We start from the raw sequence: 19,510 nt of genomic DNA on the forward strand, positions 1-19,510 counted from the left end.
CTCAACTCGTCATCCACCGCGTTTGGTCGAGCACGCGGGCTGCGGCCAAGGTGTCAATTGGCTGCTTCACGCACCGTGAAGATGCGCTTAGCGCTACCGCAGTGAAGGAAGCGCGGGTATGGCTGACCGCAGCTCGCGACAACACTCCACCCCGACCAAGACGAACTACGCCGTAGTCCGCCAGGTCGTCGGGCTGCGGTGGCGACACCGACTCGGACCGGTCAGGGTCGCAGGCAGGCTCGGGATGCGGGCCCTCGACCGCGCACGCGGTCCTGGCGCACTGCAGGATCAACCGCCTCTCGCACATCGATCATGTCAGCACCGAGCCCTTGCGCCGCTACGAGTACGACCATCCCGGCTCACTGATCCAGATCGAGGTCACCAAGGTCGTCAACATCCCCGATGGCGGCGGCGGGCCTACGTCGGCAGGGCAGAACCTGATGATCGATGCGGTCCGCCCGCGGCGGAGACACCGTATTGCTTAATGCTTTACCAATTGATGGCTTGCGGATAGTTGGTAGTGCATGTAATCCTGGAGACACGCCGCCACCGAAGACCCGACGGCGTTCAGGACGACCTGCACCTCCAGGAGCGCACATGACTGCTCAAAGCGTGACGCTGTTCCTCTTGCGACGTCTCGGTGCGTTGCTCGTGACGTTGACGATCTTGTCTTTCGTCATCTATTCGCTGCTCTATATCGCTCCGGGTAGTCCGGTCGACATCTTGCTGGGTTCGCAGCCGCGTACGCCGGAGACGGTGCAGCTGTTGAACGAGCGCTACCACTTGGATGAGCCGTTCTTGACCCAGTACTGGATCTGGGCGCAGTCGGCCCTGCAGTTGGACTTTGGCACCTCGATTCAGACCACGCTTCCGGTCGAGGAGGAGATCAGCTCCAGGCTTCCGGTTTCGCTGTTTTTGGGTGTCTTTGCTTTCGCGCTCACCATGGTCTTGGGTGTCGGTCTCGGGGTGGTCTCGGCTCTGCGGCGAAAGACCGCTGTTGACCGCGGGATCGTTGGCGCGACGGTTGTTGCGTTGAGCACGCCGGCGTTCGTCAGTGGTGTTCTTCTGTTGTTCCTGTTCGCCATCGTTGTGCCGATCTTTCCGGCCACGGGCGCGGGGGAGGGCTTCGCCGACCGGGTGTGGCACCTGACGCTGCCGGCTGTGGCGCTGGCGTTGACGGTCTCGGCGTTCGTGCTCAAGCACACGCGAGCGGCACTGATCGGGGTCATCGACCAGGACTATGTGACGTTTGCCCGCGCGCGTGGCCTCGGGTCGGCGCGGATCCTGCTCACCTACGTGCTCCGCAACGCGCTCATCCCGATCGTCACCATCAGTGGACTGGTACTCGGGGCGTTGATCACCAGCGCGTTCCTGGTCGAGGTGACGTTCTCGTTGCCCGGCATCGGGACCCTCCTCGTCGATGCCGCGATCAACAAGGACCTGCCCATGATCCAAGGCGTCGCGCTGGTGATTGCCGTGGTCATCATGGTCGCGAATCTGCTCGCGGACCTTCTCTACATGGCAGTCGACCCCCGGATCCGACTTGGAAGGAACGCAGTATGAGCCTCACACTGGAGACCGGCAGGAGCCGCTTGCGGCGCCGTCAACGTGTCTCGTGGTCCGTGGTCCTGTGCATGATCGTGATCATCGTCGTCGCGCTGCTGGCGCTGTTGGGCGAGTTGATCGCGCCCCAGGACCCCGACGCCCAGATGACCTCTCTGGGGATGTCTGGTCCGAGTGCCGAGCATTGGCTGGGGACCGACCAGCTCGGTCGCGACATCTTCTCCAGGCTCATCGTTGGTGCCCAGACGGCGTTCGTGGGCCCGCTGGTCATCGCCGTCTGCTCGCTGGTCATCGGGGACCTGCTCGGCCTCGTTGCGGGTTACTTCGGGGGGTGGGTCGACTCGTTGATCATGCGCTGGGTCGACCTGATGTGGTCGATTCCCTCGCTGCTGGTCATCATCGTCGTGGCCGGAGCGTTCGGCGGAGGCTACTGGCTCGCGATCGGCCTCATGATCGTCCTGGTCGTGCCGATGGATGTACGAGTCGTCCGCGGCGCCACGCTCGAGCAGGTGCCTCGCCCCTACGTTGAGTCGGCGAAGACCCTGGGCGTGTCGAACATCCGGATCCTCGTATCGCACATCTGGCCCAACGTCGCCCCGGTCGCAGTCGCGAACTCGTTCCTCATCTTCGCCACCGCACTGGTGTCACTGTCCGGGCTCTCGTTCCTAGGTCTCGGGGTGAACCCCGGCACCCCGGACTGGGGTCTGATGCTCGCCGAGAACCTCGATCTGCTGTTCATCAGCCCGGTCGCTGCGCTCGCGCCCGGCCTGATGATCGTGATGACCGCGGCGTCGATGAACGTCTTCGGCGACTGGATCTACGAGCGGCTTTCCGAGAGAGGAGCGTCGCGATGACGCGGGCAGATCGAACCCAGACCAGGGTCGAGACCATGACCAAGACGGAGGACGCACAGAGCGTGGAGAGCCCCGTTGGCACGGATCTTCCCGTGGAGTCCGTAGCCGTGCCGCTTCTGAAGGTGTCGGACCTGTCGGTCGTGCACAGGACGCCGGCCAGTTCCTCCACCGTGGTGTCCGGGGTCGACCTGTCCATCGCGCCTGGTGAGATGGTCGCGGTTGTTGGGGAGAGCGGTAGTGGTAAGTCGGTGACCGCGAAGGCGATCATGGGCCTGCTCCCGCAGGGACTCCACGCGAGCGGCACGATCGCCTTCGACGGCAAGAACCTGATGGACCTGGGTGCCCGCCAGCGACGGGCGATGCGTGGCAACGCGATCGGGATGATCCTCCAGGACCCTTTCACCATGCTGAACCCGGTGATGCGGGTGGGACGTATCCTTATCGAGTCGTTGCCGCCAGAGCTCGCCCGGCGTCCACGCGGAGAGAAGCGGCAGGAAGCCATCCGGCGACTGGCCGAGGTCGGCATCGACGACCCGTCGGTGGTCGATCGCTACCCCTTCCAGCTCTCGGGCGGCATGCGCCAGCGGGTGGCCATCGCCGCAGCGTTGGCATGCGACCCCGAGCTGCTGATCGCTGATGAACCTTCCACTGCGCTCGATGTCACCACACAGCGCGAGATCCTCTCGCTGATCAAGGACCTCCAACGCTCCCGAGGCATGGGCGTCATGCTGATCACCCACGACCTCAGGCTGGCCTTCGAAACCTGCGACCGGGTCCATGTGTTCTATGCCGGATCGCTCCTCGAAGTCGCTCCTTCGGCAGACCTCGAGCACGAACCGTTGCATCCCTACAGTCACGGGCTGCTGTTGTCCGAGCCCCCGGCCGACCGCAAGCTCCGCGAGATGCTCTCCATCCCGGGATCGGTACCGGCGCCCGACGACGTGGCTGGCGGGTGCGCCTTCGCGCCACGCTGCCGGTGGGCGAGCGAACGATGCACCGAGTCGCGGCCCGAGCTGGTGGACCTGGGCAACCAGCGATGGTCGCGGTGCCTGCGGCTCGCAGAGATCCGCGACGAGATGGCCGAGATCCGCGCGCGGGTCGAGGTCGGCGTCGACGAGGTTTCCGGTGAGACCCGCGGTCAACTGATTCAGGTCCGCGATGTCGTCAAGCAGTTCGACAACGGCAAGCAGGGCGTCCGCGCTGTCGACGGGGTGTCCATGGGCATCGGGATCGGGCAGAGCGTCGGGATCGTGGGCGAGTCTGGCAGCGGGAAGACGACGTTGGCCCGGATGCTCATCGGACTGGAGACCGCCTCAGGCGGTGACATCGAGATCGACGGCATCGCGGCCACTGACTGGTCCACGCTGAGCCGCCGTGACGCCCGCCGGCTGCGGAGCACCGTGCAGATGGTCTTTCAAGATCCCTACTCGAGCCTGAACCCGATGCGCACCATCGGCTGGACCCTCCAGGAGGCGATCCGAACCCACGACCCGAAGGTGACCGACGTCTCGGCCCGGGTGGCAGACCTGCTCGAGACGGTCGGGCTGCCCGCTGCCTACGCCCAACGTAAGCCCGTGGCTCTCTCAGGTGGGGAGCGGCAACGCGTGGCCATCGGGCGGGCCCTCGCCGCCCAGCCGAAGCTGCTGATCTGCGACGAATCGGTATCGGCGCTCGACATGTCGGTACAGGCCCAGATCCTCAACCTCTTCGGGAAACTCCGCGAAGAGCAGGGCATCGGCTACCTCTTCATCACCCACGACCTCGCCATCGTCCGGCAGATCTCGGACTACATCTACGTCATGCACCGCGGACGGGTCGTCGAGCACGGCCCGACGAGCGACGTGCTGGATCGGCCGAGGGACGCCTACACCCGGAAACTCGTCGACTCGGTGCCTCGATCCGACGGATGGGCCACCTAGTGGTCTGGACGTGACGGGCGCATGGCACCACAAAGCAGCAGCCGGACACGGAGAAAAGACAAACGACGGAGCACGACATGGACATGGGATCGACCCCAACAATCAATCGACAGATGAAGTGAGGAAGCTCATGCGAAGACAACATGCGATCGCGGCCGCGGCGCTCATGGCGATAGCGGGCCTCAGTGCCTGCGGAAGCCCTTCCACCCCGTCCGCGGACGGTGGCGTCCTCCGAGTCGGCATCGTGGGCACCACGAGCACGGTCGACATCATCGACTCGCAGATCGCGCCGCTCATCTCGAGCGTGAGCCTGGAGAACCTCGTACGGCTCAAGCCGGACGGAAGCCTCGAACCCCGCCTGGCCGAGAGCGTGGAGAACCCTAGCCCGACGGAGTACGTCTACCACCTCAGGAAAGGCGTGGAGTTCTGGGACGGCCAAGAGCTGACCTCGGAAGACGTGGTCTTCTCCCTGGAACGCTACCGCGACCCTAACTCCTATACCGCGGCGAAGTACCGCACCGTCGACACGATCGAGGCTACCGACGAGTACACGGTGACCGTGACGCTGAAGACCCCGGACTCCAACTGGCCGACCCAGGCGTCGATGTTCTCCTCCCAGATCATCCAGAAGAAGTTCTATGAGGAGCACGAGGACGACTTCGGCAACCCCGGCACCCTCGTGATGGGAACCGGGCCCTACGAGATCGTCAAGCTGGACCCGACCAGCGGCGCAGAGTTCAAGGCCAACTCCGACTACTGGGGCGGCGACGTCGAATTCGAGACGATGGAGGTCAAGTTCTTCGACTCCGAGACCAACGCTGCGATTGCCCTACGCGCCAAGTCGATCGACATGGTTCCCAGCGTTGCGAACGCGACGTCGTTCAAGTCGACCTCCAAGGCAGAGATCGTCAGCAGCCCGAGCTGCTCCTTGGGCTTCGTCGCGCTCAACACACAGTCGGCACCGTGGGACGATATCCATGTGCGTCGCGCTGTCGCTTACGCAGTGGACCGTACGGCGTTCGTGGACGACGTCGACGGTCACGCCGACCCGATCACCACGTTCATCCCGCCGCAGTCGCTCGAGACGATCGCGTCGCCGGAGAAGGTCGAGGCGATGATCGAGTCGCTCCCGCAGTTTCCACACGACCTCGACAAGGCGAAGGCGGAGTTGGCCAAGTCGGCCTATCCCGACGGCTTCCAGGCCGAGCTGCCGACCACCGACTTCTCCAACAACGTCACCGGATCGCAGATCCTGGCCGACCAGCTGGGCAAGATCGGCATCAAGCTGACGGTCAAGAACCAGACCATCGCGAAGTGGGTGGCCGGCGTGGGAGCAGCAGTCGAGAAGCGCCCGGCGGTCTACACCGCAGGTGCCGGCTGCACCCCGACGCCGGGCTACATGCCGTCCTACTGGCTGGGTTCCGCAGGCCTGGTCGACGGAGGCAGCAACCTCGCCGGCTACGGGCCCCCCGCGGCGGACCGCATTATTAAGCAAGCCTCGGAGGCCACCACCCCCGAAGCCCAGTTCGAGGCCTACACCGAGCTCCTCACCCAGCTGGCAACCGACGTCCCCTACATCCCGATCATGGCACTCCAGGCCAACCTGGGCATCGCCTCAGGGTTCGAGTGGGCGAACTACACGCAGCCGTGGTGGAACGCGCCGTGGCCGCTCGACATCACCCGCACCAGTTGACGGCCAACACCACCAGAAAGGCGGCAAGCACATGACTGAAACCAACCCGTTCGTCTTCGAGGACACAGTCGTCATCGACTCGGCCTGCGAGTTCGACTACTGGCGCACCCACCTGGACCACTGGCGCAAGGGCGGCACGACCGTCTGCGTGCTCACGGTCTCGGCGCTCGGCGCTGCCCGGGAGGCGCTGTTCGCCTTCGGCAGGTGCTTCGAATTCATCCGCAACACTCCGGGACTGCGACTGGCGACCTCCGTGGAGGAGATCCGGGCAGCCAAGGCCGCCGGAGAGATGGCCGTGGTGTTTCACTTCCAGGGCACACGACCCCTCGAGTACGAGCCTTCGCTGATCGAGGCCTACTGGCGGATGGGCCTCCGAATCGTGCAGGTCGCCTACAACCGGCGCGGGATCATGTGTGACGGGTGCGAGGAGCCGCAGGATGCCGGGCTCAGCAAGCTCGGTGAGCAGATGCTGGCCGAGTTGAACCGGCTCGGCATTCTGGTCGATGTCAGCCACACCGGATGGCGTTCTGCGCTGGAGGTCATCGAGGCGTCGACGGCACCGGTTATCGCCTCGCACTCGAACGCCTACGCTGTGCACCCGAGCACGCGCAACATCCCCGACGAGGTCATCAAGGCCATCGCCGCCAGCGGGGGAGTTATCGGGATGAACGGCCTGCCGTTCTTCGTTGCGGCCGACACCGCTCCCACGCTCGATCAGTTCATCGACCACATGGTCCATGTGGACAGCCTGGTCGGCACGGGTCACGTGGGCCTGGGCATCGACTACTGCCGCGGCAGTCAGGTCGACGATGAAGCGACGCTGACCATGGAGCAGTACGAGGGCCTCATCAAGGCGCAGATCTGGCGTCGCGAAACCTACTCACCCCCGCCGTTCTACTTCCCTGAGGGTCTAGGTCAAGGAGGCCCGAGCGGCTTCCCCAAGCTCGCAGAGCGGATGCTCGAGCGCGGCTACACCGACGACGAGGTCCGAGGCGTTCTCGGCGAGAACTGGCTGCGGGTCTACGGCCAGGTCTGGTCCTGAACTGAACCGCGCGTACCGCGCACGTCATGCCCGGTACGCGCGGCATCCCAAGCACCGGCGACACCCTGACGGGTGAACGCTCGAACAAACGCGCCGTCACAGCGCAGCACTTCAACAGATTGGAACCATCATGACCCGTGTCGCCATCGTCTCTGGTGTCCGCACCCCCATCGCGAAGAAGGGCAAGGCCTACCGCGACGTCCACCCCGTCGACCTGCTCGCGACGTCGTTCGACGGCGCCCTGGCCGCCGCTGGGATCGATCCTGCAAACGTCGACATGGGCCTCGCTGGCGCCACGGGGCAGGTCGGTGGCCAGGCCCAGAACATCGGACGTAACGCTTGGCTGTCATCCGGCCTGCCGATCACCGTCCCCATCACGACGCTCGACGCGCAGTGCCCGTCGAGCCAGCTGGCCACCCACCTCGGTGTCGCCTCGATCGTGGCTGGGGACGCATCGGTCGTCATCACGGGAGGCGTGGAGTCCCTGACCCGGGTGCCTACCGGCGTCGCAGGAACGGTGGGTGCCGACGGTCCGATCTCGGAGAGCCTGCGTGCGCACTGGGACATGCCTCACCAGGGCGAGGCCGCCGAGCGTGCCGCCGACAAGTACGGCATCACCCGCGAAGCGTGCGATGAGTACGGCGTCCGGTCGCACCTCGCTGCGCACGCGGCGTGGGAGCGCGGTGCGTTCGACAACGAGATCGTGCCCGTCACCGTCGACGGCACCGTCCTGCTGAAGCGTGACGAGGGCATCCGGCCGGACTCCAGTGTCGAGAAGGCCGGGAAGCTGCCGTCGGTCTACCGGCCGGACGGCGTGAACAACGCAGCCAACTCCAGCCAGCTCTCCGACGGTAGCGCCGCGATGATCCTGGCCTCTGAGGAGGCGTGCGCCCGCTTCGGCCTGACCCCGCTGGCCTGGATCCGCTCGACCACCTTCGTGGGTAACGACCCCGACATCATCTTCGACGGGCCCAACGATGCGACCGCCAAGATCCTTGCTCGCACCGGCCTCGCCCTCGACCAGATGAAGCTCATCGATGTCCACGAGGCTTATGCGATCCCTGTCCTGATCTTCCAGGAGCACTTCGGCGTGAACCTGGACCGCGTCAATCTCGATGGTGGCGCCATCAGCATCGGGCACCCCTTTGGCGCCACCGGTGCCCGGCAGCTGCTCCACCTCGCCCACGCGCTGCGCGCCGCCGGTGGGGGCGTCGCGCTCTCCACGATGTGCGGCGGCGGCGGAATCGCGACCGCCGCCATCATCGAGTCGGCCAGCTGAATGGCCGGGTCCATCTCTTCAATTAGGAGCAACGTATGAAGGTCGGAGTACCCAAGGAAGTCAAGAATCGTGAGTACCGAATTGCTCTGACTCCGGTCGGAGTGCACGAGCTGGTACAGCACGGTCACGAGGTGGTGGTGGAGAAGACCGCGGGAGAAGGCTCACAGATCCCCGACGAAGAGTACGTCGCCGCAGGCGCCACCATGCTTGACACGGCTGATGACGTGTGGGGCAGCGCGGAGATGATCCTGAAGGTCAAGGAGCCGATCGCCGAGGAGTACGCCCGGATGCGGGAGGGGCAAACCCTCTTCACCTACCTCCACCTGGCTGCCGATAAGCCGCTGACAGAAGAGCTGCTGGCGCGCAAGGTCACGGCCATCGCCTACGAGACCGTGCAGCTGCCTTCGGGCGGGCTGCCGCTGCTTTACCCGATGTCAGAGGTCGCCGGCTGCCTGGCACCCCAGGTCGGTGCCTACTCGCTCATGAAGGCCAACGGCGGCCGCGGTGTCCTGATGGGCGGCGTGGGTGGCGTTGCCAACGCCAAGGTCGTCATCATCGGCGCCGGCGTCTCGGGCCAGAACGCCGCCAACATCGCGCTCGGCATGGGAGCCGACGTCACCTTGCTCGACACCGACCTCGACAAGCTGCGAATGTCGTTCTGGCGCTACAACAACCACGTCCGCGGCCTTGCCTCGTCCAAGTTGGCGATCGAGCAGCAGGTGATGGAGGCCGACATGGTGATTGGTGCGGTGCTGATCCCGGGCGCGGCCGCGCCGAAGCTGGTCGGCAACGACCTGGTGTCGCGGATGAAGCCGGGATCGGTGCTGGTCGACATCGCGATCGACCAGGGCGGCTGTTTCGAGGACTCGCGCGCGACCACCCACGATGACCCGACCTACGAGGTCCACGACTCGGTGTTCTACTGCGTGGCGAACATGCCGGGTGCGGTGCCGAACACCTCGACCTACGCGCTGACGAACGCGACACTGCCGTACGTCATCGCCTTGGCGGACAAGGGTTGGGCGCAGGCGCTGCGCGAGGACCACAGCCTCGCGCTTGGGCTGAATACCCACGCTGGCCAGCTCACCAACGAGCCCGTCGGCACTGCGGTTGGCATCGACTCGGTCGACCTTGCCGCCGTCCTGGCCTGACAGTCGGGCTCGACCTGGTCGACTGGTTCGGTTGGTGTGTCGGGCTCGGGATGATCGACCCTCTCGACGAGAACCGTGAGGCCGTGGACGGCTACGGCTGGCGCCCGGAGGCCGAGCCGACGGGTTCACCGTGTCGCCGCGGCGATGACCTCCAGCAGTCGGCGGTGGAGCTCCATGAGCTCGTCGACGCTCATGTCGAGACGCTCGACGATCGCGGGCGGGATCTTCTCGGCGTCGTCGCGCAGCGCGCGCCCGCGTTCGGTCAGGACGACGGCGAGCGAGCGCTCGTCGAGCTTGTTGCGCTCGCGCCGGATGTAGTCCTGGGCCTCGAGGCGCTTCAGCAGCGGCGAGAGGGTGCCGGGGTCGAGCTGCACCTTGCGGCTCAGCTCGGAGACGCGGAGGGGCTCCTCCTCCCAGAGGGCCAGCATGACCAGATACTGCGGGTGGGTCAGGCCCATCGGCTCGAGCAGGGGCCGGTAGAGAGCGATGACGCTGCGGGCGGCGACGGCCAGGCCGAAGCAGACCTGTTGATCGAGCGCCAGTGGGTTCTCGATCTCCGAGAGAGGGTCCTTCTTCGTCGGCATGTGAGTTAGCGTACCAATAATTGGTGCACAAACAGTTTGCCTGGTAAGTATTAGACCGTGAACGAGCAACCCCGACGACCACGCCACCTGATGGACCCGGACAACCCGATCCGGCCCGTCAACGACAAGTCGCTCACTCACGTGAAGCAGTGGGTCGCGTCCGTGCTCGTCGTGTTCACCGTCGCCCACCTGGCGGTCGGGCTGGTCATCGGGGCCGTGGCGATCGACCCGGTCTACCAGAGCTCGCGGATCGGGCTGTGCGTCATCGCGGCGGCCTTCGGGGTGCTGGGCCTGGCCGGCGGGTTCCTCATCCACCGGCGCAGCCCGTTCACGCCCTGGCTGATCCTCGGGATCCTGCCCGCCGCCGTGGGCCTCTGGCTCGTGCTGCGCTGAGGACGGCGCCCCCCAGGGGGATGGGGGCGCCGCCCTCAGCGGGGAGCAGGTCAGAACAGGTCCGGCACGGTCCAGCCGTCCAGGTCGTACTCGGCCAGGAACTCGTCGGCGAGCCCCTTCATCGCGTCTGCCCCGCCGCGGTTCTGGGCGGCGAAGAGGAGCTCGGCCTTCACGTTCTCGTGGTTGCCGGAGTAGTTGCGCTCGTAGAGCTCGTGACGGCCGCCGAACTCGGAGCCGATCGAGTCCCACAGCGCTTTCATGACCTTGACCCGGTCGACGGCGGTGATGCCGTTGGAGCCTCGGACGTACTTGTCCAGGTACGGCCGCACCTCGGGGCTCTTGAAGTCGGCGGCGCCGGAGGGCAGGTAGATCAGCCCGGAGGCGACGTCCTGCTCGATGATCTCCTTGACCCGCGGATAGCCGTGGATCATGAACATCCGGTACGTCAGGCCGTACTCCAGCTTCGGGATGACCGCGTCGCCGACCCACGGCTCGGGGTCGCGGGCCATCGACTCGGTCAGCGACCAGAACAGGTTGCGCCAGCCGATCACCTCACCCACCCGGGTCTGTACGCCGCGGAAGCCGCCCGAGCCGGTGGCGTCGAGCGCCTTCATCAGCAGGCCGGCGATGAAGTCGAGCTTGACGGCCAGGCGGGTGCAGCCCTGGAAGGTGAACCGCGGCAGGAAGCCCGACTGCGGGAAGAACGAGTTGATCCGCTCCACGTCGCCGTACATGAAGACGTTCTCCCAGGGCACCAGCACCTTGTCGAAGATGAAGATGGTGTCGTTCTCGTCCATCCGGCTCGACAGCGGGTAGTCGAACGGCTCGCCGTTCTGTGCCGCCTGCTCGGTGTAGGACGAGCGGCAGATCAGCTTGATCCCGGGGGCGTCCATCGGGACGGTGCAGATCAGCGCGAACTGCTTCTTGCGGATCGGCAGGCCGTAGTGGGCGATGAAGTTGTAGTTGGTGATCGCGCTACCCGTTGCCACGACCTTGGCGCCGGAGACGATCAGGCCGGCGTCGGTCTCCTTCTCGACCTTCATGTAGACGTCGCCGACCTCGTCCGGCGGCAGCTGGCGGTCGACCGGCGGGTTGATGATCGCGTGGTTCCAGTAGAGGACCTTCTCCTGGGACTCGCGGTACCAGCGCTCGGCGTTGTCCTGGAACGGGGCGTACAGCTCCTTGTTGGCGTGCAGGGTGCCGAGGAAGCTGGCCTTGTAGTCGGGGGAGCGGCCCATCCAGCCGTACGTCATCCGGGCCCAGCGTGCGATCGCGTCGCGCTCCTTGAGGAGGTCGGCCGAGGACGTCGGCGTCTTGAAGAACGGCATCGTGATGCCGCCGTTGCCGGTGTCGGTCGGCACGGTGAGCTCGTCGACGTGCGGGCCGGTGTGAAGCGCGTCGTAGAGGCGCGCGGTCATCCGCACCGGGTTGCGGAAGGCCGGGTGCGTGGTGACGTCCTCGATCCGCTCGCCGTGCAGGTAGATCTCACGGCCGTCGCGCAGGCTCTCGATGTACTCGTCGCCGGTCATCGGCCGGGAGGCGAAGTTCGTCTGCTGGTTGGCAGGGGAGCCGGCGGCAGGATTGATGGTCGGGGGGCCTGAGTGCTGCTCCGGGGCGAGGGTGTCGGTCATGGTCTTTTCTCCTTGGATCGGGTCTCGGTCGGATCAGTAGTGGGTGGATCGCGGGATCGCGGGGACATCGATGGCCGTGAACGACGTGGTCGCGTCGAACCAGCCGGTGCTCGGGTCGTCCTGGCAGCCGAGCCAGACGACCTCCGAGGACGGGTTGCCGATGTGGTGGAAGGCGCTGTCGTGGAAGAGCAGCGGCTTGCGGTCGGTCGTGATCACCTCTACGACCTCCCCGAGGAACAGCAGGTGGTCCCCGCCGTCGTCGGTACGCCACGGGCGGCACACCAGCGTCGCGGCCGTCCCGCCCAGCCGCGGCGCCGGCGCGCCCTCGCGCCAGGGGAGCGGGTCGCTGCCGGGGCGGCCGGCGAAATGCATGGCGACATCGCTCTGGTCGTCGGCGAGGACGTTGACCGCGAAGGCCGCGCCCTCGAGATAGGCGGCCGCCTTGGACGTACGCGTCAGGGCGACCTGCACCAGCGGCGGGTCCAGCGAGATCGGGGTGAACGCCGTGACCGTGGCGCCGTGGTGGGCGCCGTCCGGGGTGCGGCAGGTGATCACGGTGACGCCGGTCGCGAAGCGGCCGAAGGTCGACCGCAGGGTGCGTGGGTCCATGGAGCTCCTCCTTCGTCGGGGCCGCAAGATGTATGGCGGCGGTCACGTCGGAGGACGACGCTAGATCCGGATCACGAGGGCGGCGATCCGCTGGGCGAACGGGCTGTCCGGATTGCGCACCGGGTTTCCGGACGCTCTCGGCCACGGCCGGATGCGCTGTTAATGTGAAGGACGTCACTAGGGGGTGGCAGATGAGCACCGGCACTCTCACCGCAGCGTCCGGCGACATGGAGAGCTTCTCCGACGAGGTCGCCCGGGCGTACTTCCCGCATGCCCTGACCATGCGCGGCCGGCCCGCGCGCCCGGCGGAGCTGCGTGCGGTCGATCTCGGCCCGGTCCGGCTGACCCGGATCGGCTGGGGTGCGGAGGTGTCGGTCGAGTCGGACCATCCCGGCGCCTGGGCGGTCAACGTGCCGCGCAGCGGCGTGCTCGAGGCCAACGTAGGCGGCGCCCACGTGCTCTCGCTCGACGGCCAGGCGACGGTGTGCCCGCCCGACCGGCAGACCAAGATGACGCGCTGGTCGGCCGACTGCTCGATCGTCGGGATGCGGGTCGAACGTGACTACCTGGTCGAGGAGGTCGCGGCACTGGTCGGCCTGCACACCGACCGGTTGCCTGCCCAGCTCGATCTGCGTGCTCATGGCGCCCGCGCCTGGATCGGCCTGCTCGGCTCGCTCGGCACCGAGGCGATGCGCAACCCTGCCCTGGTCGGCGACGAGCGGGTACGCCGCCGGCTGGCCGGGACGCTGACCGCGGCCTTCGTCGCCGCCTGCTTCCCCGAGGAGCCGGCCGTCGGCTCCGTCCGTCCCCGGATCGTCTCCCGCGTCGTCGAGGCCATGGAGGCCGACCCGGCGCGCGAATGGGCCGTCTCCGATCTCGCCCGCGAGGCCGACGTCGGCATCCGCCGCCTCCAGCAGGGCTTCCAGCGCTACCTCGGCCGCACCCCGACCCAGAAGCTGCAGGAGATCCGCCTCGAACGCGTCCACGCCGACCTCCTCGCCAGCCGCGGCGACACGGTCGCCGAGGTCGCCTACCGCTGGGGCTTCACCCACCTCGGCCGCTTCGCCGCCGCGTACCGGCAGGCCTATGGCGTCACCCCCTCCCAGACCCTGCGCTGCCGCTGACCCCCTCGCCGAGTCGGCTAGCTGTTGCTGAGGCCGGCCAGGATGGCGAGCGCGCGGGTGAGCAGCGGGCTCTCGTCGCCGGCGCGGGTGGCGGCGACGAGTTCGACGCCGGGGGTGCCGGTGAGGGGGACGTACACGACGCCCGGGACGGCGAGGGCCGCAGTGGGCTCGGGGACGATGGCGACACCGAGACCGGCGGCCACGAAGGTGACCAGGGTGGAGGTCTCGGCGACCTCGTGGGCGATGTGGCTGCGGATCCCGGCGGAGTCGAAGAGCTCCTGGATCATCGCGTTCATCGCCGAGCGGCCGCTGCCGGCATGGATGACGAGGCCTTCGCCGTCGAGGTCGGCGATGCGTACACGGCGACGGCCGGCGAACCGGTGGTCCTTCGGCATCGCCACCAGCAGGTCCTCCTGGCGCAGGTGGGTGATCGAGAGGCCGAGGCCCCCGGAGTTGCCCGTGGGCAGGGGGCGGAGCAGGCCGAGGTCGAGGGTGCCATCGATGAGCGCCGCGGCCTGATCCGGCGAGAGCATCTCGCCCCGGAACCCGAACTCGACCTCGGGCAGCTCGGCGCGCAGGGTGCGCGCCAGGGCCGGGAGCAGCGAGTACGTCGCCGACCCGACGCACCCGATCAGCAGGCGCCCGCGCCGCCCCGAGGCGATGCTCGCGGCCTCGTGGGCGGCGGCGTCCACGGCACCGAGGATCTCCCGCGCCCGCTTCAGGTACGCAGCCCCGGCCGGGGTCAGGTCGACCCGCCGCGTCGTCCTGGTGAGCAGGGTCAGCCCGAGCTCGGCCTCGAGCTGGCGGATCTGCTGCGACAGCGGCGGCTGCGCCATGTGGAGCCGCTCGGCCGCCCGGCCGAAGTGGCGCTCCTCGGCGACCGCGACGAAGTAGCGAAGATGGCGCAGCTCCATGCACTCATATTCGCAGAGTCTCAGTCGTCCGGCACTGATCTGCCTGCCGAGGCGTCGCCCCCGTCGGCCGAGGCGTCGCGTACGTCGGCCGAGTTGGCACCGCGTTGCCAGCTCGGCCGACGCAACTGACGTCTCGCCCGACGCAACTGACGTCTCGGGTCAGGCTGGCAGGGAGTCGCCCTGGACGGCCTGGATGTCCAGCTCCACCTTGAGGGTCGTGCCGATGGCGGCGATGCCGGCGGCGACGGCCTGGTTGTAGTTCATCGCGAAGTCCTCGCGGCGCAGCTGAGCGGTGGCCCGGAAGGCGGCGCGGGTGCCGCCCCAGGCGTCGGGGCCGGTGCCGAGGTAGGCGACGTCGAGGTCGACGGAGCGGGTCTGGCCGTGCATCGAGAGCTCCCCGTGGACGGTCCAGCGGTCCGATCCGGCCGAGGTGAGGCCGGTGGAGCGGTAGACGATCTCGGGAAACGCCTCGACATCGAGAAAGTCCCCGCTGCGAAGGTGGTCGTCGCGCATCCGGTTGCCGGTGTCGATCGAGGCGGCGCGGATGACCGCCTCGACGCGTGACTTCTCCAGATGGTCCGGTGCGATCTCGACGACCCCGGCGAACTCGGTGAACCGGCCGCGCACGCTGGATATGCCCAGGTGCTGCGCGACCGCGCCGACGGTGGAGTGGGCGGGGTCGATCGTCCACGGCCCAGGGGCCGGGAGGGACGTGTCTCCCTGACGGGCCAGGGTGACGGTGCCGAGCGCAGCCGTCCCCGAGGCCGTGACGATGGCGGTCGCAGCGGTGGGGGACCAACCGATCGCGGTGACGATCGCGACGTACGGCCCGGGGGTGAGGACGGTGTCGTCGGTGACGACACCGTCCTCGTCGGCCTCGGCGCGCAGCACCTGACCGCCGGCCGTGTCGGTGAGGGTGACGACCGCGTGCGCCACGGCCCAGCCGTCGCGGGTGCGGATCTGTGCGGTCAGTGCCATCGCGGATCAGTCCTCGGGGTGGGAGAGGACGATCTCGTGGCCGTCCACACCGTGGCCGGTGAGGCTCACGGCGCCGGCCGCCGGCGGGTAGCTGGTGGCCAGGACCGTGTAGTCCCCGCTGTCGAGATCGGCGAAGGCGTACGCCCCGTCCGGGCCGGTCGTCGCGGTCCCGGCCACGTTGCCGGCCGCGTCGACCAGCGTCACCCGCGCGTCGGCGAGGGGCCCGAAGGCCGCCTTGACGACACCGGTCAGGCGAGCACCGGTGACCATCTCGACCTCGATCCGGGTCAGACCGGTGGCGCCGATCTCGATCGGCACCGCGCGCGGGCGGTAGCCCTCGGCGTTGACCGCGACCGTCGCCGGTCCCGGGACCAGCTCGTCGATGAAGAAGGTGCCGTCCGCGACGGTCGTTCCGGTGGAGAGCAGGTCGCCGCGTACGTCGGTCACGATCACCATCGCGTCCTTGATCGGCGCGCCGTCCTCGCCGCCGCGCACGATGCCCTTCAGGCCCGTGGTGCCGCTGAGCAGGAGGTCGTACGCCACCGGCTCACCGCCCACGACCACCGTGGAGGCCTGCGGCTGGAAGCCGTCGGCCGAGGCGATCAGGACGTACGTCCCCGACCCGGGCGCGTCCACCGCGTAGGAGCCGTCGGCGTGGGCGACCGAGCGGCCGAGCTGGCGCCCGGAGAGCGAGATCAGCGTGACCGCGGCGTGCGGGATCGGGATGCTTCCGGAGCCGCGGACGAAGCCGTGCAGCGGGATCCCGTTGGCGACCGGCGCGGGAGCGGCGGCGTGCTGCTCGGGCACCCCGGCGACGGCCTCGGCGACCGCGGCGGGCCGGTCGACCTCGGCAGCCTCCGCGGCGGCCTGGGCGAGCCCGCCCTTGGTCTTCAGCGGGACCTCCTTGATGAACACCACGAACAGCAGCGCGATGACGGCTGCGCCCGCGGCGACCAGGAAGATGTCGGCGATGCCATGCCCGTACGCACTCTCCAGCACCGACCGCAGCGGCTCGGGGACCTTGTCCATGTCCGGGATCTCGCCCGAGGTGCCCTGCGCCAGCGCGGCGTAGCGCGGACCGAGGTCGGCCAGGCCGTCCTGGACGTAGTCGGTGACCCGGTGGGCCATCAGCGCGCCGAGCGCGGAGACGCCCATCGCGCCGCCGAGGCTGCGGAAGAACGTCACCATGGAGCTGGCCGCACCGAGGTCGGCGGGTGCGACCTGGTTCTGCGTGGAGAGGACCAGGTTCTGCATCGTCATGCCGACGCCGAGGCCCAGGATCGCCATGAAGACGGCGACGTGCCAGTACTCGGTGTCGTAGCGGATCGTGCCGAGCAGGCCCAGCCCGCCGACGATGAGTGCGGCACCGACGACGAGCCAGGCCTTCCACTTCCCGGTGCGGGTGATGACCTGGCCGGAGACGGTCGAGGAGAGGAACAGCCCCGCGATCATCGGGATCGTCATCACCCCGGCCATCGTCGGCGACTTGTCGCGAGCCAGCTGGAAGTACTGGCTGAAGAAGATCGTGCCGGCGAACATCGCCACGCCGACGAAGAGCGAGGCGAGCGAGGAGAGCGTGATCGTCCGGTTGGCGAAGAGCCGCAGTGGGATGATCGGCTCGGCGGCCTTCGACTCGACGAGGACGAAGATCAGCAGGAGCAGCACGGAGCCGCCGACCATGGCCGCGGTCTCCCAGGACGCCCAGTCGTACTTGTCGCCGGCGAAGGTGACCCAGACGAGCAGCAGGCAGACGCCTGCGGCCATGAAGAACGCGCCGGCCCAGTCGACCTTGACGCCGTCGCGCTTGATGACGGGGAGGTGCAGGGTCTTCTGCAGCACGATGAAGGCGATGATCGCGAACGGGATGCCGACGTAGAAGCACCAGCGCCAGCCGAGCGAGTCGGCGTCGGTGATGACGCCGCCGATCAGCGGGCCGCCGACGGTGGCGACGGCGAAGACGGCGCCGAGGTAGCCCGAGTAGCGGCCACGCTCACGCGGGGAGATCATCGCCGCCATGATGACCTGGGCCAGAGCGGTCAGGCCGCCCATGCCGATGCCCTGGACCGCCCGGGCGGCGATGAGCTGACCCGGGTTCTGCGCGAGGCCTGCGACGGCCGAGGCCGCCACGAAGAGGACCAGCGCGATCTGCATGAGCAGCTTCTTGCTGAACAGGTCGGACATCTTGCCCCACAGGGGGGTGGTGGCCGTCATGGTCAGCAGGGAGGCGGTGACCACCCAGGTGTAGGCCGACTGCCCGCCGCCGATGTCGGCGATGATCTCGGGCAGAGCGTTGGAGACGATCGTGGAGGAGATCATCGCCACGAACATGCCGAGCAGCAGGCCCGAGAGCGCCTCCATGATCTCGCGGTGGGACATCTGACCGTGCGAGGTGGGTGAGCCCTCGGACGGGCCTCCCGGTGGACCGGCGTGAGTCCGTTCGGCTGTCGTCGTTGCCATGGACTTCCTTTCTGGTGGTGCTGCCTAGTTGCTGGTGGTGCCGCAGTGGCCGAGGCTGTCGCGGAGCTTGGTGACGAGCCGTACGAGTTCATGTACGTCGCGCTCGTCCCAGCCGCTGAGCCGGTCTGCGATGAGGTCGGTGAGCTGGTGGGAGGCGTTGTCGAGCAGGTCGCGCCCGGCGTCGGTGAGACGGAGGATGCGGGAGCGTCCGTCGGCCGGGTTGGGGGAGCGCTCGATCCAGCCCTGGTCGGCGACGCACGCCACGTGTCGGCTGGTCACCGAGATGTCCACGGCGAGCAGTTCGGTGAGCTCGCTCATGGTCATGTCGCCGTGCCGGCGCAGCATCGTCAGCACCCCCGCAGAGCCGGCCGACAGCTCGGGCGGAAGCCTGCGTACGAGGCCCTTCCGTACGGCTCCGACCTCGCTGAGCTGATGGATCAGCTCCTGGTACGTCGCGTGCCCGATCATCATCCCTCCAAGTTGGTTGACTTTTACAACCATATGGAGGATAGGGGTCCAATGCAAATCCGGCAGGACCCGGCGTGTTGCTAGGCGACGGTGCCGCGGGCCGCCCAGGCCGTCGCGGTCACGGTGAACGGGCCGTTGCCGAACCGGCGTCGAGCGACCTCCTCGAGCGCGGTGCGCCCGGCGTCGTCGAGGGACTGCACGTAGTCGCCCGCAGGCCCGACACCGAAGGTGTACGGGTCCCACCAGTCCTCGAACGTGGGGTGGGTGATCCGGACGACCAGGCCGCTCGGCTCGACCTTGCGGAGGCCGACCTTCTTGAACAGCTTCTCCAGGTCACCCAGCCGGGAGCCGGCGAGCAGTGCCTCGTCCTCGGCCTCCGGGTCGATCTCGTGCACGCAGGCCCAGAACGGCGCGACGGCACCGGTGTCGCCGTCCCACACGCACGCCGCGACGGTGCCGCCGGGCCGGGTGACCCGGACCATCTCCTTGATGCCCGCCTCGGGGTCGGTCATGAAGTGCACGACGAGCTGGGCCAGGGAGGCGTCGAACCAGTTGTCGGCGAAGGGGAGCGCCTCGGCCACGCCGGTGTGGACATCGACCCTGGCCAGCTGCCGTGCGACGGTCTCGATGAACGGTGGCGAGGGGTCGATGGCGGCCACCAGGTGGGCCTCGGTGAGCGTCACGAGATGGCGGGTGAGCGTGCCCGGTCCGCAGCCGACGTCGAGCACCCGCTGGCCCATGCTGACCCGGGCGAAGTTCGCGAAGTGCGGTGCGAGGGGTTCGGCGTAGCGCCCCATGAAACGGGCGTACCTCTCCGCGGCAACGTCGAACCCCATGCTTCAGGCTAGGTC

The 19,510-nt window shown here is 67.9% G+C and carries 17 protein-coding genes and 1 pseudogene; 10 read left to right on the top strand and 8 right to left on the bottom strand.

The features are described from left to right. Positions 1-91: 91 nt before the first annotated feature. The 8 genes and pseudogenes from OH802_RS10885 to ald form a co-directional block, all read left to right on the top strand. Positions 92-413: pseudogene (locus OH802_RS10885) on the top strand (IS481 family transposase); the annotation flags it as partial. 184 nt (positions 414-597) lie between these two features. After that, the gene (locus tag OH802_RS10890) at positions 598-1,563 is read left to right on the top strand and encodes an ABC transporter permease (RefSeq protein ID WP_406027768.1); all 966 of its coding nucleotides are present in this window, start codon (positions 598-600) and stop codon (positions 1,561-1,563) included. Further along, entirely contained in the window at positions 1,560-2,417 is an 858-nt protein-coding gene (locus OH802_RS10895; RefSeq protein ID WP_406027770.1) for an ABC transporter permease, read from the top strand. The genes OH802_RS10890 and OH802_RS10895 overlap by 4 nt, the downstream gene beginning before the upstream one ends. Positions 2,418-2,452: 35 nt before the next feature. Then, positions 2,453-4,336, top strand: coding sequence for a dipeptide ABC transporter ATP-binding protein (locus OH802_RS10900; protein ID WP_406027772.1), 1,884 nt, complete (start codon positions 2,453-2,455; stop codon positions 4,334-4,336). Between the two features lie 130 nt (positions 4,337-4,466). Further along, positions 4,467-6,029: an ABC transporter substrate-binding protein gene (locus OH802_RS10905; protein ID WP_406027774.1), complete on the top strand. Its 1,563-nt coding sequence runs from the start codon at positions 4,467-4,469 to the stop codon at positions 6,027-6,029. 31 nt (positions 6,030-6,060) lie between these two features. After that, a complete protein-coding gene (locus OH802_RS10910) occupies positions 6,061-7,071 on the top strand; it encodes a dipeptidase (RefSeq protein WP_406027776.1) in 1,011 nt (336 codons plus the stop codon). A 130-nt stretch (positions 7,072-7,201) separates the two neighbouring features. Then, on the top strand, positions 7,202-8,350 hold the full coding sequence (locus OH802_RS10915; RefSeq protein ID WP_406027778.1) for a thiolase family protein: 1,149 nt from the start codon (positions 7,202-7,204) through the stop codon (positions 8,348-8,350). 35 nt (positions 8,351-8,385) lie between these two features. Continuing rightward, positions 8,386-9,501: an alanine dehydrogenase gene (gene ald, locus OH802_RS10920; protein WP_406027780.1), complete on the top strand. Its 1,116-nt coding sequence runs from the start codon at positions 8,386-8,388 to the stop codon at positions 9,499-9,501. A 125-nt stretch (positions 9,502-9,626) separates the two neighbouring features. On the opposite strand, the gene OH802_RS10925 is transcribed toward ald, so the two are convergent. Next, positions 9,627-10,085, bottom strand: coding sequence for a MarR family transcriptional regulator (locus tag OH802_RS10925; protein ID WP_357358905.1), 459 nt, complete (start codon positions 10,083-10,085; stop codon positions 9,627-9,629). A gap of 57 nt (positions 10,086-10,142) precedes the next feature. Between OH802_RS10925 and OH802_RS10930 the strand changes: the two genes are divergently transcribed. After that, positions 10,143-10,478, top strand: a complete 336-nt coding sequence (locus tag OH802_RS10930; RefSeq protein ID WP_406027782.1) for a hypothetical protein — start codon at positions 10,143-10,145, stop codon at positions 10,476-10,478. A 50-nt stretch (positions 10,479-10,528) separates the two neighbouring features. Here OH802_RS10930 and OH802_RS10935 read toward each other — a convergent pair whose 3' ends face one another. Both OH802_RS10935 and OH802_RS10940 read right to left on the bottom strand, forming a co-directional pair. Then, positions 10,529-12,109 (bottom strand): 4-hydroxyphenylacetate 3-hydroxylase family protein, encoded by a 1,581-nt coding sequence (locus OH802_RS10935; protein ID WP_406027784.1) that lies wholly within the window; start codon positions 12,107-12,109, stop codon positions 10,529-10,531. A gap of 33 nt (positions 12,110-12,142) precedes the next feature. Further along, positions 12,143-12,718: a flavin reductase family protein gene (locus OH802_RS10940; RefSeq protein ID WP_406027786.1), complete on the bottom strand. Its 576-nt coding sequence runs from the start codon at positions 12,716-12,718 to the stop codon at positions 12,143-12,145. Positions 12,719-12,909: 191 nt separating this feature from the next. Between OH802_RS10940 and OH802_RS10945 the strand changes: the two genes are divergently transcribed. Next, a complete protein-coding gene (locus OH802_RS10945; protein ID WP_406027788.1) occupies positions 12,910-13,842 on the top strand; it encodes an AraC family transcriptional regulator in 933 nt (310 codons plus the stop codon). 17 nt (positions 13,843-13,859) lie between these two features. On the opposite strand, the gene OH802_RS10950 is transcribed toward OH802_RS10945, so the two are convergent. The 5 genes from OH802_RS10950 to OH802_RS10970 form a co-directional block, all read right to left on the bottom strand. Then, positions 13,860-14,756 (bottom strand): LysR family transcriptional regulator, encoded by an 897-nt coding sequence (locus OH802_RS10950; protein ID WP_406027790.1) that lies wholly within the window; start codon positions 14,754-14,756, stop codon positions 13,860-13,862. 159 nt (positions 14,757-14,915) lie between these two features. Beyond that, complete coding sequence (locus tag OH802_RS10955) at positions 14,916-15,734, bottom strand: YceI family protein (RefSeq protein WP_406027792.1); 819 nt, start codon at positions 15,732-15,734, stop codon at positions 14,916-14,918. A 6-nt stretch (positions 15,735-15,740) separates the two neighbouring features. Beyond that, positions 15,741-18,191, bottom strand: coding sequence for an MFS transporter (locus OH802_RS10960; protein WP_406027794.1), 2,451 nt, complete (start codon positions 18,189-18,191; stop codon positions 15,741-15,743). 24 nt (positions 18,192-18,215) lie between these two features. Next, positions 18,216-18,659, bottom strand: a complete 444-nt coding sequence (locus OH802_RS10965) for a MarR family winged helix-turn-helix transcriptional regulator (RefSeq protein WP_355019228.1) — start codon at positions 18,657-18,659, stop codon at positions 18,216-18,218. 80 nt (positions 18,660-18,739) lie between these two features. After that, a complete protein-coding gene (locus OH802_RS10970; RefSeq protein ID WP_406027796.1) occupies positions 18,740-19,495 on the bottom strand; it encodes a class I SAM-dependent methyltransferase in 756 nt (251 codons plus the stop codon). Positions 19,496-19,510 lie beyond the last annotated feature (15 nt).

The organism is Nocardioides sp. NBC_00850, assembly GCF_045207335.1.
Lineage (GTDB): Bacteria > Actinomycetota > Actinomycetes > Propionibacteriales > Nocardioidaceae > Nocardioides.